Here is a 20,639-nt window from a genome sequence, read left to right as displayed (position 1 = left end):
TCATAATATTACACGTTTAAGACCGCTTTTATAAGTTGAACGAGGTCTTTATTTATAATGTTGACATCAAATCGTTCTTCGGCATAGATTCTACTTTCTCTTCCCATAGCCTTTAATTCCTCGGGGTGGGTAATGCAGTATTCCATAGCTTCTACTAAAGCCTCTAAATTTTGAGGAGGAATAAGGAATCCGTTTTTACCGGGTTTTACAGCCTCTCTACAGCCCACGGAATCTGTAGTGATTATAGGGGTGCCTGTAGCACAGGCTTCTAATGTGGTTCTTGGTAAACCTTCACGGTAATAACTCGGTAAAACAAAGATATTGGTATTATGAAGGTGGGTTGCTACATTAGATTGTGGACCATGAAAAATAATTATTCCTTCTTGGTGCAATCTATTCAGTTCCTCTTCATTGATGGCAGAAGGGGAGGTTTCTACCACACCAATAAGATGAAACTCGGCCCTTGGGTAATTCTTTTTTAATTGTTTGGCAGCTTCCATATATAAAGCGATGCCTTTTTCTTCAATAAGACGGGCAACCAATAGAAAACGAATAGGGTTTAAAGTTTCTTTCTCCTTAAACGTAAAGGTATTCAGGTTAACGCCAGAGCCGCTGACAAAAGCAACGGTTTGCTTTTTTGAAATGACATGCCGATCTAAAAACAGTTGATGGTCATCTTTATTTTGAAAAATTATTATTTTGTTTTTTCGGATGGAGAGCCTATACAGCATTTCGTTAAAACGCTGTAAGATTTTAGCTTTAAGGCTAAGTCCGGTAAAGGCATACCCTAAACCGGTAATGAGTGAGGTTACCGGAACATTGCAACTGTTAGCGGCAAAAGAACCGTAAATGACAGGCTTAACAGTGTAAGGAAACACCAAATCTATGTTGTTGTTTTTAATAATGGTCCTTAATGCTTTAATGGACTTAAAGTCGTTTATAGGGTTAAGGCCAGTACGTTGCAGATTAAACTCTACCGGCGTTGCACCTAAATCGCTAAGCATTTCAATATCCTCCTCGGTATAATTAGGGGCGGCAGTAAACACCTTAAATTGGTTAGCAATAAGACTTTTTATAAAATCACCTCTAAACCAAATTAAGGAGCCTGCATAAGACGCAATAAGTAAGATGTTTTTCTTTTTCATATCGGCTTAGTTTTGATTGAGGTAATTGTAGTGGTACCATTTTTGAAAACAGTAATACGACCAAACTCTAAAAGTGCTGTCTTTTTTACTGCTTAAATGGTCTTTTACAAGCTTGGTGATAACGGCGATATTGAAAAAACCTTGTTTTTTTAGAAGTTTAGGTTCAATATAGTGTTCCAGTTCTACTCTTAGACTTTGTCTTAGCCAGTCGCCAGTTGGAGATCCAAATCCGCTTTTACTTTTTTCTAAAAACCCTTCAGGAAACTGATCTTTAAAGGCTTCTTTTAAAATATGTTTTTTATTCCAACCTTTCATTAAATAAGCTTCTGGCAGTGTGTTGGTAAACTCCCAAAGTTCTCGGTTAAGAAAAGGAGCTCTACATTCTAAAGAGGTTAACATACTGGTACGGTCTACCTTAGCTAACATACCACCTTCTAAGCTTAAAATTTTATCTACAGCTCTAAAATCGGTCAGACTTTCAATTTTTTGTTTTCCTAAGGTGGTTTTATAGGCTTTAAAAATATCAGCATCGAAATACTCTGGGGTAAATAGCTCTGCGAGTTGCGTTTTGGTATTGGCTAAAGAGATAATATCCCAGTAGAATTCGCCATCGTAATGGATGGCATTCAATAATTTATTGATTTGAAATTTTCTTCCTCTGGTATCGTCTTTATCGATAAGGTATTTCCCGCTTAAGTGCTTAATTTTTTCATGTAAGGTTTTAGGAACAATAGTGGTATATTTTTTATTCATTTTACCGATGTAATATTTGTTGTAGCCTCCAAAAACCTCATCGCCACCATCGCCCGTTAAAGCCACCGTAACATGGGCTCTTGTTTTTTCTGAAAGTAGATGTGTGGGTAGGGCTGCTGTATCGGAAAAAGGTTCATCAAAATTGATTAAAATTTGATGAATGTTATTCTTTAGATCATCTTCGTCAATGATAAATTCGTGGTGCTTACTATTTAATTGTTCAGCGACAACTCTAGATTTATCCGTTTCATCATAAGACGCTTTTTTAAAACCTATAGAAAAGGTATCAATTTTTTTTGTTGTGGTTTGTGCCAAGCATAAGGAAATAATTGAGGAATCTACGCCGCCCGATAGAAAGGTGCCTAAGCCTACATCTGCAATAGATCGGCTTTCTACACTAGCGTATACCAATGCTTTTGTTTTAAGTTTTGCTTGTTCAAAGGTTAAAGGAGCTGTTTCAGCCTTTGGCCCTTTATGGATTTCGTGTATGGATGTCCTTTGATTGGCAATATCATAAGTGATATAATGGTTAGCTTCTAGCTTAAAGATAGTCTCATAAATAGTATGAGGAGCAGGAATATAGGTTAGTCTGAAATATAAGTTTAAGCCTTTCTTTGAAATTTGAGGTGTAAAATCAATAGTTTTTATGATCGATTTTAATTCTGAAGCCCAAATAAAAGCCTTGTCGGTTTGGGTGTAATACAGCGGCTTTTCTCCGAAAAAGTCTCTTGCGATATAGAGTTTGTTTTTTCTTTTATCATGAATACTGAAGGCATACATACCATCGAGCCACTGAAAAGCTTCGACACCAAACCGCTCATAAGCTCTTAAGATCACCTCAGTATCACTTGTGGTTTTAAACTGAAGTCCTTCCGATTCTAATCTCAATTTTAGGGCTTTATAATTATATATTTCACCATTAAACACAATAGTGATTTGCTTATCATCTGAATACATAGGTTGTTTTCCAGTAGATAAATCTATAATGGCTAAGCGTCTCATGCCCATGCCCACAGAATGCGTAGCATTTTCATCGGCATAAACGCCATCGTCATCTGGACCTCTATGAATAATAAGGGTATTCATCGTGTTAAGAATAGACCTGATGTCTTCTTTACTTTTTTGAGATGTGGTGATAATACCGTTAATTCCGCACATTTTAATTGCTTTAGGGTTGGGTTACTTGGTGTTAATGATAAGGTCTAAATATTTTTTTAAAATATTATTTTTTTCAAATGCTAGGATGCGATGCTTCCCGTGGGTTTTACACGATTCAGCATAAGTTTTATGGTCTAAAAAGTATTGAATGCCTTTTGCCATTAGATCCTTATTTTTTATAGGAACCAAAATGCCGTAATCTGTAATCATAAGGTCGTTTTTTATGATTTTGAGTTCCATAATTTCATTAGGACCAGATTCACAATTTGTGGTAAGAATAGGAAGTTGGCATGCCATGGCTTCTAGTAAGACATTTGGAAAACCTTCATGATTAGAGCCAAACATAAAAAGGTCTGCTGCTTTTAGATACTGGTACGGATTAGGGTCAAACCCCATGAGAAATACTTGTTGGTCGACATCTAATTTTTTAATAAGATCTTCTAGAGGCTCCTGCATATCGCCCACGCCAAAAATATAAAGTCGTACGCGTGGATGGTTTAACTGTGCAATAGCTTCAATAAGCATTTTATGGTTTTTACCAACATCTAACCTCCCTAAAGTAATGATATTAAAATTTTGTGGCTCAAAAATATCAGACACTGGTGCGATCGCATTTATTTTTTTTAAATCTATAGGGTTATGCACCACACTTACAATGCGACTTGGAACTTCAAAATTGTCAATAAGATCTTTAGCATTACCTTCAGAATTACTGATAATTAAGTCGGCATTTTTAAAGAGGTTTTTAATCAAGGTTTTGTTGAATTTCGATTGAAAACCAGGATAACTGTACTGCAAAGACGGAAACGCCAATTCATTCACGATGACCTTAAACGGATGTCGTGTTAACTTTTGGGCTATTAGGTTGATGTAATTAGGCCGTGTTAAAAGGCTAACACTATGTGTAATTTGAAGTTTTTTTAATAGTCTTGAATATTTATAGGCCAAATACGGAATTTTTAAAGCTTTTATGGTTCCGTTTTCATCTGATTCTGATTGCTCTAAATAATGAATAGGAATTTCCTTCGGAATCTCATATTTAATCAGCGTATTCATTAAAATCAAATGGGCATCGATATTGTGGTTGTGGCAATAAGACAGGATGTATGAGGTCTGTCTTTCGGCACCACCGCCAGATAATGAATATATGAATATCGCTAATTTCATAGGGGCTTTAGGCATTTATAAGATCATTAAATAGGGTTTCGTATTGTTGTATAATTTTAGTTCTATTAAACTTGCTGTATACCGATTTTCTCACCGCTTCAGGGTTCCATGATTTGGAGTGGTTTAGGGCTTCTAAAAAATCGGCTTCATTAGCCATCAAATAACCGTTTACACCATCCTCAATAATTTCTTTAGTGCCTCCTGGTACGTCAAAGGCAATCACCGGAGTCCCTACAGAACAGGATTCTATGAGGCAGTTGGGAAAGCCTTCGTAATAAGAACCTTGCAAGAAAAAATCGCTCTTGGCTAAATATTTTGAAACCTCTTTAGTAAAATGAATATGCGTAATCTTGTCTGTTAAGTTGTATTCATCTACTAGTGACAATACGGCTTCTTTTTGGTTGCCATTTCCTATAATGGTATAATGAAATGGAAATTCTACTTTAGAAAGAATTTTTAATAAGCGTTCGTATCCCTTTTCTTTACTGAGTCTTCCCACGGTAATAAACTGAACAACGCCTTCTGAAGGGGGTTCGGGTTTAAGTTGAAAATGGTCTGTAATGGGATTGTTGATTACCACAATCTTTTCAGGTTTAATGGTGTAGTTTTTTATAATATCGTCTTGCATGTCTTGAGACTGACAGATGATTTTGTCAAAAAAATGAAATCTTTTTTTTATAATTAGGCTCCATGGATCGAAGCTATTCGTTTTAAAAAAATCAACATCAACGCTGAGTACAGTAACTTCTCGGGCTATAAATTTTGTCTTAGGGAAAAACAGCGACATATAAGCCATTATAGTATTTAGGTGACCAACGGCACTTAGTACAATATCGGGCTTATGTTTTAAAAGAAATTTAAATAGGGGAATCGTACCATTTAGAACACGTGATTTTTCTAAAAACACGAGGTTTATACCTTCCACATCGTAAGAAGCATCTTTGGAGAACCCTATAATTAAGAGCGTAGCATTAAATTGTGTTTTATCTATATTTTGAGCTATAAAAGAAAACACACGCTCAGCGCCACCAGGCAGGAGGTTGGGTAATATAAAAACGATATCAGTTTTGGTCTTGGTCTCCATATTATGTGCTTAAAATATTATTGATATATCCGTCTGTAGGATTGTCTTTACTTACTATTTTGGCAGGATTTCCTATAACCAACGAGTTTGCAGGAACATCAAAATTGACAAAAGAGTTAGGGGCAATGAGGACATTGTCTCCAATTGTTATTTTCCCTGTAATGACACAACCTGTACCAATCCATACAAAATTTCCTATAGTAGGACTTCCTTCAAGTCGACCTCTATTTGTTTGCCCTATGGTTGTGCAATGGGCAATATTGCAATAGTCTCCTATAATACTGTCTTTATTAATTACTATTGTCCCGAAATGACCGATGTAAAATCCTTTTCCAATGGTTGTAGTCACCGGAATTTGAAAGCCGTATTTATATCCAAGACGTTTTATGATAAGATAGTAGTAGATTCCTAAAAGCGACCTTTTTTGATGTTGTGAGGCTTTCCGGAGGTAATACATATAATGAAAACCGGGGTTGCGTTTTCCTTTAAAAATTCGCGTTAGGCCACCATATCGATATAAATCAGTCTTTATAATTTTATCTATATGTTTCATTTGCCTATTCGGTTTTACAATCTACGCTTGGAACGTTTTATGGTCTCTAACAAATATGAAAATTAAATCTGTTTTTTGTAGTATTAATTGACAGATCAGCAATAAATTGGGTTAAAATGCAAGATTCGTTATTGTTGTGGTGTGATTTTTTTATTTAATTGATAAAAAGTGGCTTTTTTAAAGGGTGCAAATTCTTTTTTATTCGAGATTTTCTTGCTGTCGTTTATAGATGAGGCTATCAAAAAAGGCTAAGCTTATTAAAAGCGCTCTTTCTTGATAAATGGAATGGGAGATTAGGCCTTCAAAAATAAGCAGGCTTAAGAAAATTAAATAGTAAAATTGATCTGATTGTATGGCAATTTTAATTCCAAAACCTAAATAAATCAGATAAATAATTAAGGCTAGGATACCGTAATTAACGGCTAAAAAGAGGTAGTAGTTATGCGTATTTAAAGCGTTAAAGCGTTTTTCAGAAGTGTACCCTGTACCATAACCAAAAGGCTGCGCTTTAAATTTTCTGAAATATTCAAACATTAGGTCGCCACGACCTCCGCCAGACCCAACATCTTCAGAAATAGCGCCTTTTTCACTTTTACCAATAATAAGATCAATACGGTCTCCTGCAGCACCGCGCGTAAAGGCAGGGAAGTTGTCCTTAATAACCCCAGCTAATAAGACCAAACCTAGATATAAGGTCGAAAAAAGAAGGGCCATTTTAAAGAGGCTTTTAAAAAGGATCGGAACGGTAATTGTAAAATTGGTGTTCCAGTTATTAGCGATCCCAAAAACTAAAATTAGGATTACAGAAACAATACCGCTACGAGAAAAGGTTAGGAACACAGCAATAACCATGGCGGCAATAAGAATCATGCGTTTGGTTTTAAAACGATTTAAAAACACCAATGTTGCTAAGGCTAGAAACTTAATACCAGAAGCTGCTTGGTTGGGGTTTTCGCCAAAACCACCTTTTCTAACTGCTTCAGATAGTTTAACGCTGTACTTGGGCAATCCGATAATAAAATCATACACCACACTACCGGCAAGAGTGACAAAGGCGAAAAAGATGGCCGCAAAAACTAAAGGCTTTTTTTCGGTTCTAAAAAAATGTACGGCAAATACATAAATTAATAAGGTAATTATATCTAAAGTAACATTAGTGGTTATTGTTGCGGTACTCACTTTAGTGATTGCGGCATAAACAATAGAGAAAATTAAAATACTTAAGAAAAATTTAAAGGAATGCGATTTTAAAATGTCTAAATAATCTAAGAGCGGGTATTTAATTAAACAAACACTTAAAAAAAGCGGAATAACAAAATACGACGGTTGCAACGGAATAATACCTATTCTAAATAAAAAGATATCAGCATAAGACGCCAATAAGATGAGTAAAACAGCAATGAGGTATTTCATAGTTAGATTACTTAATTTTCTTTTTAATGAGTATAAATAGTCTAGAGATTAAATCTTTAAAGCCTTTGCTTAATAGGCTTAAGATAGAGAAATAAATTAAGAAAAAGAGGATTCCAAATTTCATTAGAGTTCCTAATAAGGAGAATAGGTTTAGATTCTCTTGAATTTCAAAAAATGAAGCACAATACTTATAGATCATCAAAGCCATGACCACATAGAGAAGATGCAAGCTAATGCCTTTCCAATACATGAAGTGGTTAATTTTAAATCCGTATTTAAAAACATAATAAGGTCTCCATAGCATAACAATGATAAACTGGCTAATTAAAGTCCCTAAAAACACGCCTAAAACTCCATATTTAATAACAAAAATTATAGATAAAGTTAAATTGATAAGACTTTGTATAACAGGAGACCAAATATCATCATAAAGTCCGTAAGCTTGTTTAAAACTGTCTACGGGTTGTCTTATTTGTAGCATAAAAAATATCAGAATTAACACCGTAAGAATAGTGTTAGAAAGCAGGTATTTTTCACCGAGCCAAATGGTGATTAAATCATTAAAACCGGTATAGAGTAAAACGGTAGAGCATCCTGCAATAAAAAATCTCAGCGCCATGAACTCCCAAAACACTTTCAGCATATTGGTTTTATTGTTTTCAGCCACCAAATTGCCAACACCAGCATCTGTTCCTTCAAATAATTTACTGACCAAGAGGTTGATGTTGTTCATGATCATCTGGTAATTGCCTACAAAGGCCACCATAGCGGGAGAAACCAGTGAGAAAATAATTATGTTATCCGTACTGTTACTTACAAAACTGCCTAGTTTATGAAAGCTTATCTGTTTTATTTTTCTCAGTAAGCCTTTCTGGTTTTTCCGAATGACCTTGGTGATTTTTAAATTAAAAATAAGCCATGGATAGGTTTGTCTGACTTTCTTTCTAAGGATATAGATATAAATAAATGGCGTTAAGAGTTCTAGGGCAATCCAGAGGATTATATCATTAAGATAGAGTAGGACTACACACTGTAGAAATAACCGTAATATAAATACAGATTGACCAATGGTGGTGTTAATGTAACCTTTCTGATCGGCATGAAAAAGAAACATGTAATAGGCAAAGAAATAACTTAATAAATTGCTGACGAGCAAGGCAATGAATAAGAAAATAATAATAGGGAGTTCTATCGTGGTGTTTTTAAAGACCAAGGGAAAGAAGGCTATAAGTAATAGCGATACGCTAAGAATAAAAAGGCCTATTCTTTTATAGAGAAAGCCCAAATACCCGATAATTTCATTTATTTTGGCTCTATTCTTATCAAACAAAGGCTTGTATAAGGCAAATCCTACCGCAGTACCAATGCCTAGTTCAGAAAGATTTAAAAATTGCAAAATACTTTTAAGAGTTTCAACTGTACCAATAAATTCATCGCCTAAATTTTCAAGAAAAATAGTCCTCGAAAAAAATTGGATGATGATATATAAAACTTGAAACACTAAGGCGATCCAAGCATTCTTAAGGGTGAAAGCGACTCTAGACATATGCCATTATCTTGAGGTTAACTTATTATAACTCGTTGAAACCAGTTCCATAACTTTTGAAGGAAATAGAATAACCATTAAAGATCTTAAATTCATAGTTTTAAACGTGAATGAATCCATGATAGCTTTTCTTAATTTTTTTCTAAAGGCTTTATCACCATCTATTTCGGTATGCCTAGACAGCGAAAAATAATGATCGGTATAATAATAGGTAACATAATTCTTTAATGTGTTTTTTAAGGCTGAATGTTGCGCTAGATTCTGGGTTAAGTATTCCGTTGCTCTAATACCTGCTGTAATTTTTCTTAAGGAATAGGTGCTTCTAATAATACTTTCGTTATCGGAATTGTAGTAGTATAAGGGAAGGTTAAAAAATCCAATCTTGTCAATTCTATTGAGCACATCGATGGTGAAGAACACATCTTGATGAATTATTTTGGGGATAAAACGTAAGTCTTCAATTAGTGTTTTTCTATACAAGCGGCACCAAACATTGAAGGTGGTTTGTTCTATAATTCGCTGTAGTGCGACGACGTGATCTTGAATTTCAAAATCATCGAGATGAGGAACTTCTGACCTTTTGTAATTAGGCCTTATCTCTACAATATCTAATTGATGTTCTAAAAGATGGGTTAACATAACATCGAACATAGCATGATGAATATAATCATCACTATCTACAAACGCAATAAAATCTCCCTTAGCGCTATCTAAGCCTACATTTCTTGCACAACTCGATCCTTCATTCTCTTTATGAATTACAACAATACGTTGGTCTTTAGCGGCATAGCTGTCACAAATTTGTCCGGAGTTATCCTGCGAGCCATCATTAACCAAAATGATTTCTAAATCCTTATAGCTTTGGTTAATGACACTATCCAAACAACGTGGTAAGTAGGTCTCAACGTTATAGACGGGTATTATGACGCTAATCTTATGTTTCATAGGTTAGGGGAATTGTAGGTACTAAAGGTTCATTTATGTCATGTGGTTAAATAAAGCGTTGCTTTGGTTATTGGGTTCAATGCGAGTTAAAATTCAAATTCGTCATACCATTTGCTTAAAACAAAAAGTTTCCAAATGTAGGTGCGGTGATTTTCCTTTCCACTCATATGAGCTTCAAATAATTGTTTGAATTTCTTAATATTAAGATTCGGAACTTTCTCTAAAAAATCATCATTTAAGGCTTGTGTAAATTCGTCCCGTAATTCATGACGCATCCAATGTTCTATAGGGGCGGCGAAACCCTGTTTGGGTTGATTAAAAACGGTTTCGGGAATGTAGTCTTTCAGAATATCTCTTAAGATTTTTTTCTGCCTTCCTTTTTCATATTTAAAATGCATCGGTAAAGTGCGCGCATACTCTATAATTCTATAATCTAAAAATGGACTTCTAACCTCAACAGAGTAGGCCATACTTGCTCTATCAACCTTTACATTGCTATCATTTTCTAACCACAGTTTTATATTTAAATCGGCAGCTTTCTGTAAAAATAATGACGACCAAGATTTATAGCCTTGGTAATGTTTCATCCAATCTTGACGGGGTTTGTTTAATAGGAATCCTTTTCTTGAGAAAATATTTTCTATAAAATCATTTCTCGTTTTTGTGTTTAAGGCATTGTGAATTCGGTGCGTATTCATACCAAAAAGCTTCAAAATACCTGATTTTGAGACCAGTTTTCTAATCGGATAAGGGATATCCATGATGCTTTTGTTTCTTATTAAGGAATCAAAATGTTCATAGCCTATAAAGCTTTCATCTCCACCATCACCCGAGAGAGCTACGGTGACGTATTGTCGCGTTATTTTATTTAATAACAGTGAGGGTAATGCGGAACTATCAGCAAAAGGTTCGTCATAAACTTGGGTGAGTTTAGGAATCAACTCCATAATATCACTGGCGCGACAGATAGTTGTGGTATGCTTACTTTTTATGATTTTAGCATACTGTTCTGCAATTTTACTTTCATCGTATTTAGGATCTTCAAACCCAATAGAAAAAGTGTTTATAGTCGTTGGTGAAACTTTGGCGGCAATACTAGAAACTAAAGACGAGTCAATTCCGCCTGATAAAAAGGAACCAATAGGAACATCAGATTGTAACCTGATTTTTACAGCGTCTTTTAGTAAATCATGAAGTTCGTTTTTGGCCGCTTCATAACTTATGGTTTTAATCGTGGCAGGTTTTAAGTTCCAATAGGTGTGAATGGTTTTTGTTTGACGCGAAAAGTCAATTTCCATATAGTGACCCGGCGGTAGTTTGTACACATGTTCTGCAATGGTGTAGGGGCTAGGAATGTAGTCCGTATCTAAGAATATGGAAATGGCTTCTTCATTAATCGTCTTCCCTTTTAATAAGGGTCGTATCTGACTGCAAATTTCTAAGGCACCTTCATGCCAATAATAATAAAAAGGCTTGACTCCAAGGCGATCTCTAGCTGAAAATAAGGTATTGGTTTCTGCATTGTAAATGCTGAACGCAAACATGCCGTTCATTTTATCGAGGACGTTTTTACCCCAGTGTTTAAAGCCTATGAGCAGCACTTCGGTGTCACTTTCTGTATGGAAAGAATAACCTAAAGTTTCTAATTCACTTCGGATGGTTTTATAGTTGTAAATCTCACCGTTATAAACCAAGGTTAAATGGTCGTGCACCATGGGTTGATGAGACCTGGGATCTAAATCTAAAATTGACAGCCTAAGATGCCCAAAAGTAAGTTGATCTACGGTTGTAATTCCCGTATAATCAGGGCCTCTAAAAGAAATAGATTTGAGCTTCTTTTCTATGATAGGCTTTTCATAAGCTATGTTAGTCACATATATCCCACACATTAAAATTGAATTTATAACACTGTACCAAAGTGTAGATTGTTCTACTCTAAAAATACGGAAATAAATGTAACTAAGAATTAAATGTTTCTTGTAAATATTTTCTCTAATAGGTTAAATGTCAATTTATAACGTCTAAATATGTTCGTTCGTCGTATTTATGTAGAGTGAGAATTATTTTATTGTAAAATTCTTACAGATTGGTGCAGTTTATCGAAAATTTAAACCCTTAGTCTGGGTTTATTTTTTTTGGTTTATACATTGCCCCTTCATTTAAAAAACAGATAAAATTTAGTCCCTAATTCAAGTTAAAAATCCCCTTTTAAAAATGAAACAAATTATTTATCTCATCTTTATTATTCCTTTTTTATGTCTATCCCAACAAAAAGCTTTCCCTACAGCTTATGGTGGTGGTGCTTATGCAAGTGGCGGTCGTGGTGGTTACGTTTATCATGTAACTTCTTTAGCAGATGATGGTTCCGAAGGAACATTTCGTTGGGCTTTATCACAGCCTAGACCAGCAACTATTGTTTTTGATGTTTCTGGTGTCATTAATATGGAAAACTACATTGTTATTTCTGGTGAAGATTTAACTATTGCAGGTCAGACCTCTCCAGAAGGAGGGATTACTTTCACAGCTAACAACACCCAATATGTTTTTAGGCTATGGGATGTTCAAAATATGATCTTACGTTATTTGAGGTTTAGATTTCAGCGTGATAACAATAACATCGGTATTGATGTTTACGGAAACCACGGAAATGCTAGTGATCTTATGTTTGACCATTTGTCTATTTCCTATTCTGGGTGGACGGGTTTCGGGTGTCGTGGGAGTAATAACTATAATGTTACGGTTCAAAACACCATTTTTGCCGAGTGTAAAACGGGAGCTATTTTTGGTGATCCGGATACTTTTGAGTTTAGTTACGACAATTCTTTTTTAAACAATTTCTTTTATAATGTATCGCATAGATTTCCAAATCCTAGTGCGGTAGGTAGAGTGGATGTTATAAATAATGTCTCTCAGAATCATTACTATAGATTAAGTCGACCTCAAGGGAGTGTTCAACTTAATCATATTAATAATTATTATGCAGCAGGGGCTCATAATAATTTACCACTAAGTGATATGAATCAAGTGAATTCAGCTCAAGATAATACCATTTATACCAGTGGAAATATTATGGATAAAGGCTTGTTTTCTGATGCTGATAATAGTCTTATTTGGGCAGAGTTTGATTCGGGGAATTCACCAAACTTCGCGCCAGCCACTGAGTTTGTGTCTACACCATATCCTTTAATTGACGATACTTTTACGATTAAAACAGCAGTAGAGGCTTATAATGCTATCATTAATAATCCTACTGTCGGAAATAGTAAATCCTTAACGGCCGCTGGGGGAACCATTGAGAATTACGATGTTAATGATGCTGAATATCTTGCCAAAACAGCAGAGGGGGAAGGGGCTTATGAAGCTTACACGGCAGGACAATATGGTGTAGATAGAAGTTTCTTTTATGAAGACCGCTATTATAACTTTTTAGCGACGATTACTGGAGTTCCGGTAAATACTAGACCTGATAATTTCTACGTTTCTAATCCTCATATCCCAGAAGTTTGGTTTCAAGCCCATGTTCCTGAAGGCGAAGATCACAATGATATTGCGCCTAGTGGGTATACGTGGTTAGAAGAATATTTAAATCAGGTCGATGCTGAGGCTGCAATCCCATCACTTCCCGTGGAAAGTGTTACAGTATCTCCTGAATCTGCAGAATTAAATAGCGATGATACCCTTCAGCTAGAGGTGGTATATACACCTGAGAACGCTACAGACCAAACAGGAACGTGGACCACTAATGACGAGACTGTTGCAACTGTTGATGATAATGGCCTTGTTACTGCAATTGCTCCAGGAGATGCTATAATAACGTATACCGCTACGGATGGTAATTATACAGATACATCTCAGATAACGGTTTTTCCTGAAGCGCTACAAGCTAGCGCAGGTGATGACCAACAGATTTGTCCAGGCGAAAGCGCCACGCTTACCGCAAGTGGAGGGACAACTTATGTTTGGAGCACCGGTGAAACAACGGCAAGTATTACGGTAACACCTGAGGAAACTACGACGTATAATGTAACGGTTTCTGATGATTACGGGCAATCGGCAGATGTTGAAGTGAGCGTTGAACTTAACGCAGTTCCTGAGGCAGATGCAGGAGACGAGCAGACCTTATGTTTAGGAAGCAGTACTACTTTAACGGCTTCAGGAGGAACGTCATATTTATGGAGTACAGGTCAAACTACGGCGTCTATTGAAGTGAGTCCAACAGAAGATACAATCTATAGTGTGGAAGTAAGTAACGGAAACTGTTCAAGCACAGCGGAAGTGAATGTTACTGTTAATCCAGCACCTGAACTAATCTTAACTGAGGATCAGCTGATTTCAGAAGGCACGTCTGTCACGTTAAACGTAGGTGGTGGAGAAACTTACCTATGGAGTACGGGTGAAACGTCTAATACAATTACAGTAACGCCAAATACGACGACAACGTATACCGTCAATGCTACAGGACCTAATGGTTGTACAAGTTCTGCACAGGTAACCATTTCAGTAGCACCTGCTATAAATGCGAGTGCGGGAAGTGACTTGTCTATTTGTAATGGAGAAACCGTAACCTTAACGGCTAGTGGTGGAACCTCTTATTTTTGGAGTACGGGTGATGAAGGTGCGGAAATCAATGTGAATCCTACGGTGACCACGACCTATACGGTAACTGTTGAAGATACTTATGGTTTTTCTGAAACTGATGAGGTTGTCGTTTTTGTAAATGATGCTCCAAATATTACGGTGAGCGAGAATACGACTATTATGCAAGGGGATTCCGTAACACTATCTGCAAACGGAGCTTTGTCTTATGTATGGAGTACCGGAGATAATACAGCTGAAATTAATGTAACACCAGAAGATACTACGACCTATACAGTTACAGGGCAATCTGAAGAAGGCTGTTCGACAACTGCGGAAGTTACGGTTACAGTTGTCGCAGAATTAAGTGCTAATGCTGGAGACGATGAAACCATATGCTTAGGAGAGAGTGTAACGCTTAATGCTTCAGGAGGAATAGATTATCTGTGGAGTACGGGTAACACGGGACCTACTTTAACAGTGACCCCTTCAGAAACGACAACTTACACCGTAACGGTGATGGATGAATTTGGAAATTCAGATTCTGATAGCGTTATCGTGACGGTTAATGAGGTTCCAAATGCTAATGCAGGTGCCGATCAGACCATATGTATGAATAGTGAAACGGTGTTAACTGCGGAAGGAGGAGAATCTTATTTATGGAGTACAGGTGAAACGACAGCAAGTATAACTGTGAGTCCTATTGAAAACACCACTTATACGGTTGAAGTTTTTGAAGGATTTTGTTCTAGTAATGATCAAGTAACCGTATGGGTTGATGCCTTGCCTGAATTGGTACTAAGTAATGATGTAACAATAATTGATGGATCTTCTACGGTTCTTGAAGTTTCAGGTGCAGAAAGCTATACTTGGAGTACAGGTGCTACAACAGCTACAATTAGTGTAAGTCCAACGGAAACGACCACTTATAGTGTTACAGGAATTTCTGAAGCCGGATGTGAAGCCATAGCAGAAGTGACCGTAACGGTAATTCCAGAACTTAATGCTAATGCAGGGAATGATGTTAGTATGTGTTCAGGAGAAAGTGTCACACTTACTGCAACAGGAGGAGAAACATATGCTTGGGATAACGGTGAAACAACTGCTTCAATTACGGTATCTCCATTAGATACTACAACTTATGCGGTTACGGTATTTGATGCTTATGGAAATTCAGATTCGGATACGGTAACAGTAACGGTAGGTCCTTTACCAAGCTTAAGTCTTTCAGAAGATCTAATGATAATGGCGGGTGAGACTGCGGAATTAACGGTTTCAGGAACAGATAGCTATACTTGGAGTACAGGTGCTACAACAGCTACAATTAGTGTAAGTCCAACGGAAACGACCACTTATAGTGTTATCGGGACTTCTGAAGCAGGATGTGAAGCTACCGCGGAAGTGACCGTAACGGTAATTCCAGAACTTAATGCTAATGCAGGAAACGATGTTAGTATTTGTTCAGGAGAAAGTGTCACACTTACCGCAACAGGAGGTGAAACATACACTTGGGATAATGGTGAAGCAACCGCTTCAATTACAGTATTTCCAGAAGAAACCACAACTTACATGGTAACGGTATTTGATTCTTATGGAAATTCAGATTCGGATGCGGTAACAGTTACGGTAGGTGCTTTACCAACCTTAAGTCTTTCAGAAGATCTAACAATTATGGCCGGTGAAACTACGGAATTAACAGTTTCAGGTGCAGATGGCTATACTTGGAGTACCGGCGAAACAATAGCTACAATTAACGTAAGTCCAACCTCAACGACGACTTATAATGTCACAGGGATTTCAGAATCAGGATGCGAAGCCACAGCAGAAGTGACCGTAACGGTAATCCCGGCCCTTAATGCTAATGCAGGGAATGATGTTAGTATTTGTTCAGGAGAAAGTGTCACACTTACCGCAACAGGAGGTGAAATATATGCTTGGGATAATGGGGTAACAACCGCTTCAATTACGGTAGCTCCACAAGAAACCACAACTTACATGGTAACGGTATTTGATACATTTGGAAATTCAAATTCCGATGAGGTAACGGTGACGGTTCATGAATTACCGGTTTTATCTGTAAGTGAAAATGTAACGCTTATTGAGGGTGAAAGTGTAACGTTATTCGCCAATGGCGCAAATAGTTATTCGTGGAATACAGGAGCTACTTCAAGCGCTATAGAGGTAAGTCCGACTGAAACAACAACTTATACGGTCATTGGAATGTCTAATTCTTGTTCTAGTGAATTAGCCGAAATAACCGTAACAGTAATACCACTTTTTCATGCCTCAGCAGGAAGTGATGTCTCGGTTTGTGAAAACGATGATTATGAAGTGGAATTAATAGCTTCTGAAGGTGAGAGCTATTTATGGAGTACCGGCGAAACCACGCAAAGTATTGTTGTGAGTCCTTTGTCTACAACAACCTATTCGGTAACGGTTACTGAGGGAGTGCAAGAAGATTCGGATGAAGTTACAGTCTTTGTAGGTCCTAGTCCAGAGGTTACCATTACCAATGGCGCAACGGTTGAAATTTTAAGTGGTGATTTCGTTACCTTATCAGCTCAAGGGGCGAATACCTATGAATGGGATAACGGCGCTACGCAGCCTAATATTGCGGTGAGTCCATCTACGACAACAACTTATCACGTAAGGGGATTTATAGGAAATTGTTATGATGATCAAGAAGTTACTGTCAATGTTATTGAACCTGTTGTTGCTGATGCAGGAGAAGATGTCTTAATATGTTTAGATGAATGGGTAACTTTAGAAGCGACTGGCGGCGATGACTATGTATGGAGTACAGGAGAAACAACATCGAGTATTACCGTGTCTCCTGAAGAAACGACGGATTATACTGTGACAGTTTTTAATGCTTTAGATTTTGATGAGGCTACAGTGCAAGTTGAGGTTAATTTAAATTGTACTTCAGGTTTACCAGAGGATGAGGAAGATGAACAAGTAGAACTTACTTTTGAGATGTATCCGAATCCTGCTTCAGATTACGTTAATGTGAAAATATCGGGCTTATTGAATGTTTCTGTAATCAATATTTATGAAGTGACGGGTAAATTAGTGCAGCAGGTGAGGGTGACCAACGAGCCTTTATCGCTAACGGTAACAAAACAAATTGAAGTCAGCGGATTACAATCTGGGGTCTATTTTATAAAGCTTGTAGATCAAGAAAGAAGTATGACTAAAAAACTTATTGTGGATTAAAACCTCAATATATGGTATAAAAAAAGCACTGAATTTCAACATTCAGTGCTTTTTTTTATGACTTATAATTTAATTATTTTCCAATTGAAGAATATTCAAATCCAATAGCTTCCATTTCAGATTTATCTAAGATGTTTCTACCATCAAAAATAAAGGCTGGCTTTTTCATTTGATCGTAAACTTTCTGCCAATCGTAAGTTTTAAACTCATCCCATTCCGTCATAATCGCTACGGCATGAGCATCTTTAGTCGCTTCATAGGGGTTGTTAAAAGAGGTAACTAAATCTTTGTTTTCGTCTTCCGAACGTGTATTTAAGTAGTTTAAATCATTTAAGACCTTTTGTTCATTCACTTTAGGGTCATAAACAGCAATGTTGGCTTGTTCATTTAATAAATGATCCGCCACGTAAATGGCAGCTGATTCTCTTGTGTCGTTTGTATCCTTTTTAAAGGCCCAACCTAACATTGCAATCTTTTTTCCAGATACGGTATTGTATAGCGTGCTAATTAAATTGTCAGAAAAACGACGCTTTTGGTGATCGTTAAGAATAATAACTTGTTCCCAATAATCAGCAACTTCTGTGAGTCCGTAGCTACGCGCAATATAAACAAGGTTTAAAATGTCTTTTTGAAAACAAGACCCTCCAAAACCAATTGAAGCATTAAGGAATTTAGAACCTATACGAGAATCCATACCGATAGCTTTTGCAACTTCATTTACATTAGCTTCAGTGTGTTCACATAATTCAGAAATCGCATTTATAGAAGAAATACGTTGTGCTAAAAAGGCGTTAGCAGTAAGCTTTGATAATTCAGAAGACCAAACATTAGTTCTTAAAATGCGATCTTGAGGAACCCAACTTCCGTAAACATTAGCAAGACTTTCAATAGCAGCTTCAGATTCTCCACCAATTAACACACGGTCTGGATTTAATAAATCTTCAATAGCTGTTCCTTCCGCTAAAAATTCTGGGTTAGATAAGATACTAAAGTTAACATCACTTCCTGTATTGTGTAGAATACTCTTAATTGCTTGAGCTGTTCTAACAGGTAACGTTGATTTTTCAACCACAATTTTATCTGTTGTAGCAACTTCAGCAATATTTCTAGCACAAAGTTCTACGTATTTTAAATCTGCAGCCATACCTTTTCCTTTTCCATAGGTTTTGGTAGGGGTATTAACAGAAATGAAAATCATTTCAGATTCCTTAATAGCTTCGTCAATTGCAGTTGTGAAAAATAAGTTTTTCCCTCTTGTTTCTTTTACTATTTCAGCTAAACCAGGCTCATAAATAGGTAAGTTAGAAACATCTTCGTCGTTCCATGCAGCAATACGTGCTTCATTGATATCTACGATAGTTACTTTAATATTAGGATTTTTCTTTGCAATTACTGCCATTGTTGGTCCACCTACATAACCCGCGCCAATGCAACAAATTTTTGTGATTTTCATGCTTTTAAGTTTATCTTATATTGTACTCAAGTATTATATATTGAGTTATTTACATTTAATGTTTAAGGCAGATGTCCTAATTAAGGAACCTGCCTTTTATATGAAGGTCAAAAATAATTTTTTTTTTTATTGTAGGGCCTTATTTGTAATATTCTTTGTACCAATCTATAAACATTTTTACACCCGCTTTAATGGATGTGTTAGGTTGGTAATCATAATCTTTAATTAGTTCGTCTACGTCGGCCCAAGTACGTTCAACATCTCCAGGTTGAATGTCCATCATATTTTTCTCAGCAATCTTATCTAAATTCAATTCAATTTCTTGAATAAAGTCTAATAATTTTACGGAACTATTATTACCAATATTATAGAGTTTATAATACTCTTGATTGTCGATTCTAGTTTTTGGTGATTTCTCTATGACACGCACTACACCTTCCACAATATCATCCACATAAGTAAAATCGCGTTCCATTTTCCCGTGGTTAAAGACTTTAATAGGTCGGTTATTTACGATAGCATCGGTAAATAAAAACATGGCCATATCTGGTCGTCCCCAAGGTCCATAAACGGTAAAAAATCTTAAACCTGTAGTAGGGATTTTAAACAAATGACTGTAAGTATGCGCCATTAATTCATTAGATTTTTTTGTGGCTGCATAAAGGCTAATAGGATGGTCTACGTTATCTGATGTAGAAAAAGGAACTTTTTTGTTTGTACCATAAACACTAGAACTACTCGCGTAAACTAAATGTTTTATGTGGTAATCTCTACAGCATTCTAAGATATTTAGAAAACCAACAACGTTAGAATCTACATAAGCTTCAGGGTTCTCTAAACTATAACGAACACCGGCTTGCGCTGCAAGATTACATACAATGTCAAATTCTTCATTTTTGAATAACTTTGGTAATTCCTGTCGATCTTCAAGATTCATTCGGATGAACTTAAAATCGCTAGTTTTACTATGGCAAGTATTATGAAACTTTAAGGCGTCTTCCTTAGCAATGCCCAATTCTGTTAATCGAGAAAGCTTAAGGTTAACGTCATAATAATCATTTAAATTATCTAAACCAAAAACATCATAACCTTTAGATATTAATAGTTTTGAGGTATGATACCCAACAAAACCCGCTGCTCCTGTAACTAGAACTTTCATAATGAAATTGTATATTGTTAAGCCACTGTATTGTTTAAGACCTTAGAAAGATCTATATATCAGTAATGCTTATGAGTTTGTTTTATATAAAATATTGAGAACTGTGGACACAGAGTCGCAATTTTTAATCATTAATTCTAAATCACGTTGCTTATAACTGTTTTCTATACGGTACACTTTGCAAGAATCAACGTTTGTTTGGCTATGTGAAAAATCTACATCTCCAAACTTTACTAAATTTACAACAGTTGTAGAATCTAAAGCTTCTTTTTCAATAAAAAAAGCGGCTTTTTCAGAATATTGAAAAGGCTTAGAGCTGATGTTTTTAACGGTCCGCGCATTCGGACCATAATCACAAGAGGCATCTTTTCCATTCAAAAAAAATAACAAAAGAATTAAACCTAATGCAAAACCACCAAGATAGTAGCCTAATCGATGTATAAATTTCATAGTAAATAAAATGACTTGTCCT

Annotated in this window: 13 protein-coding genes; 1 reads left to right on the top strand and 12 read right to left on the bottom strand. The window is 36.2% G+C overall.

Annotated elements, in window-relative coordinates; genetic code table 11:
- Positions 1-8 precede the first annotated feature (8 nt).
- From DFQ08_RS12415 to asnB (DFQ08_RS12375), 9 genes are all read right to left on the bottom strand, one after another.
- Positions 9-1,145, bottom strand: coding sequence for a glycosyltransferase family 4 protein (locus DFQ08_RS12415; RefSeq protein WP_114310343.1), 1,137 nt, complete (start codon positions 1,143-1,145; stop codon positions 9-11).
- A gap of 6 nt (positions 1,146-1,151) precedes the next feature.
- Positions 1,152-3,056: an asparagine synthase (glutamine-hydrolyzing) gene (asnB, locus tag DFQ08_RS12410; protein WP_114310342.1), complete on the bottom strand. Its 1,905-nt coding sequence runs from the start codon at positions 3,054-3,056 to the stop codon at positions 1,152-1,154.
- Positions 3,057-3,077: 21 nt separating this feature from the next.
- Positions 3,078-4,238 carry a glycosyltransferase gene (locus tag DFQ08_RS12405; RefSeq protein ID WP_114310341.1) on the bottom strand — a complete coding sequence of 387 codons (1,161 nt, stop codon included), beginning with the start codon at positions 4,236-4,238 and terminating at the stop codon, positions 3,078-3,080.
- Entirely contained in the window at positions 4,231-5,307 is a 1,077-nt protein-coding gene (locus DFQ08_RS12400) for a glycosyltransferase (RefSeq protein ID WP_114310340.1), read from the bottom strand. Before DFQ08_RS12400 ends, DFQ08_RS12405 begins: the two co-directional genes overlap by 8 nt.
- A 1-nt stretch (position 5,308) precedes the next feature.
- Positions 5,309-5,860 (bottom strand): serine O-acetyltransferase, encoded by a 552-nt coding sequence (locus DFQ08_RS12395; RefSeq protein ID WP_114310339.1) that lies wholly within the window; start codon positions 5,858-5,860, stop codon positions 5,309-5,311.
- Positions 5,861-6,058: 198 nt separating this feature from the next.
- Entirely contained in the window at positions 6,059-7,273 is a 1,215-nt protein-coding gene (locus DFQ08_RS12390) for an O-antigen ligase family protein (protein ID WP_114310338.1), read from the bottom strand.
- Between the two features lie 7 nt (positions 7,274-7,280).
- Positions 7,281-8,819, bottom strand: coding sequence for a lipopolysaccharide biosynthesis protein (locus tag DFQ08_RS12385; RefSeq protein ID WP_114310337.1), 1,539 nt, complete (start codon positions 8,817-8,819; stop codon positions 7,281-7,283).
- Positions 8,820-8,825: 6 nt separating this feature from the next.
- Positions 8,826-9,764: a glycosyltransferase family 2 protein gene (locus tag DFQ08_RS12380; protein ID WP_114310336.1), complete on the bottom strand. Its 939-nt coding sequence runs from the start codon at positions 9,762-9,764 to the stop codon at positions 8,826-8,828.
- Between the two features lie 86 nt (positions 9,765-9,850).
- A complete protein-coding gene (gene asnB, locus DFQ08_RS12375) occupies positions 9,851-11,638 on the bottom strand; it encodes an asparagine synthase (glutamine-hydrolyzing) (RefSeq protein ID WP_245935435.1) in 1,788 nt (595 codons plus the stop codon).
- A 340-nt stretch (positions 11,639-11,978) separates the two neighbouring features.
- Here asnB (DFQ08_RS12375) and DFQ08_RS12370 point away from each other — a divergent pair, with 340 nt between their 5' ends.
- Entirely contained in the window at positions 11,979-17,555 is a 5,577-nt protein-coding gene (locus tag DFQ08_RS12370; RefSeq protein ID WP_114310334.1) for an Ig-like domain-containing protein, read from the top strand.
- A gap of 73 nt (positions 17,556-17,628) precedes the next feature.
- On the opposite strand, the gene DFQ08_RS12365 is transcribed toward DFQ08_RS12370, so the two are convergent.
- The 3 genes from DFQ08_RS12365 to DFQ08_RS12355 all read right to left on the bottom strand — a co-directional run bounded on the left by DFQ08_RS12365 (position 17,629) and on the right by DFQ08_RS12355 (position 20,617).
- On the bottom strand, positions 17,629-19,008 hold the full coding sequence (locus DFQ08_RS12365) for a nucleotide sugar dehydrogenase (protein ID WP_114310333.1): 1,380 nt from the start codon (positions 19,006-19,008) through the stop codon (positions 17,629-17,631).
- 139 nt (positions 19,009-19,147) lie between these two features.
- A complete protein-coding gene (locus tag DFQ08_RS12360; RefSeq protein ID WP_114310332.1) occupies positions 19,148-20,167 on the bottom strand; it encodes an NAD-dependent epimerase in 1,020 nt (339 codons plus the stop codon).
- Between the two features lie 69 nt (positions 20,168-20,236).
- The gene (locus tag DFQ08_RS12355; protein WP_114310331.1) at positions 20,237-20,617 is read right to left on the bottom strand and encodes a hypothetical protein; all 381 of its coding nucleotides are present in this window, start codon (positions 20,615-20,617) and stop codon (positions 20,237-20,239) included.
- Positions 20,618-20,639: the final 22 nt, after the last annotated feature.

Origin of the sequence: Winogradskyella arenosi, from assembly GCF_003337305.1 — a bacterium.
In the GTDB taxonomy this organism is placed as follows: domain Bacteria; phylum Bacteroidota; class Bacteroidia; order Flavobacteriales; family Flavobacteriaceae; genus Winogradskyella; species Winogradskyella arenosi.
Note: the sequence above shows the minus strand (reverse complement) of the source record. Positions and strands in the feature narration are given on the sequence as shown.

Coding starts and splice junctions, on each gene's coding strand:
- DFQ08_RS12380 (WP_114310336.1), bottom strand. CDS start 9,764: ATGAAACATAAGATTAGCGTCATAATACCCGTCTATAACGTTGAGACC.
- DFQ08_RS12395 (WP_114310339.1), bottom strand. CDS start 5,860: ATGAAACATATAGATAAAATTATAAAGACTGATTTATATCGATATGGT.
- asnB (WP_114310342.1), bottom strand. CDS start 3,056: ATGTGCGGAATTAACGGTATTATCACCACATCTCAAAAAAGTAAAGAA.
- DFQ08_RS12385 (WP_114310337.1), bottom strand. CDS start 8,819: ATGTCTAGAGTCGCTTTCACCCTTAAGAATGCTTGGATCGCCTTAGTG.
- DFQ08_RS12365 (WP_114310333.1), bottom strand. CDS start 19,008: ATGAAAATCACAAAAATTTGTTGCATTGGCGCGGGTTATGTAGGTGGA.
- DFQ08_RS12390 (WP_114310338.1), bottom strand. CDS start 7,273: ATGAAATACCTCATTGCTGTTTTACTCATCTTATTGGCGTCTTATGCT.
- DFQ08_RS12415 (WP_114310343.1), bottom strand. CDS start 1,145: ATGAAAAAGAAAAACATCTTACTTATTGCGTCTTATGCAGGCTCCTTA.
- DFQ08_RS12405 (WP_114310341.1), bottom strand. CDS start 4,238: ATGCCTAAAGCCCCTATGAAATTAGCGATATTCATATATTCATTATCT.
- DFQ08_RS12400 (WP_114310340.1), bottom strand. CDS start 5,307: ATGGAGACCAAGACCAAAACTGATATCGTTTTTATATTACCCAACCTC.
- DFQ08_RS12360 (WP_114310332.1), bottom strand. CDS start 20,167: ATGAAAGTTCTAGTTACAGGAGCAGCGGGTTTTGTTGGGTATCATACC.
- DFQ08_RS12355 (WP_114310331.1), bottom strand. CDS start 20,617: ATGAAATTTATACATCGATTAGGCTACTATCTTGGTGGTTTTGCATTA.
- DFQ08_RS12370 (WP_114310334.1), top strand. CDS start 11,979: ATGAAACAAATTATTTATCTCATCTTTATTATTCCTTTTTTATGTCTA.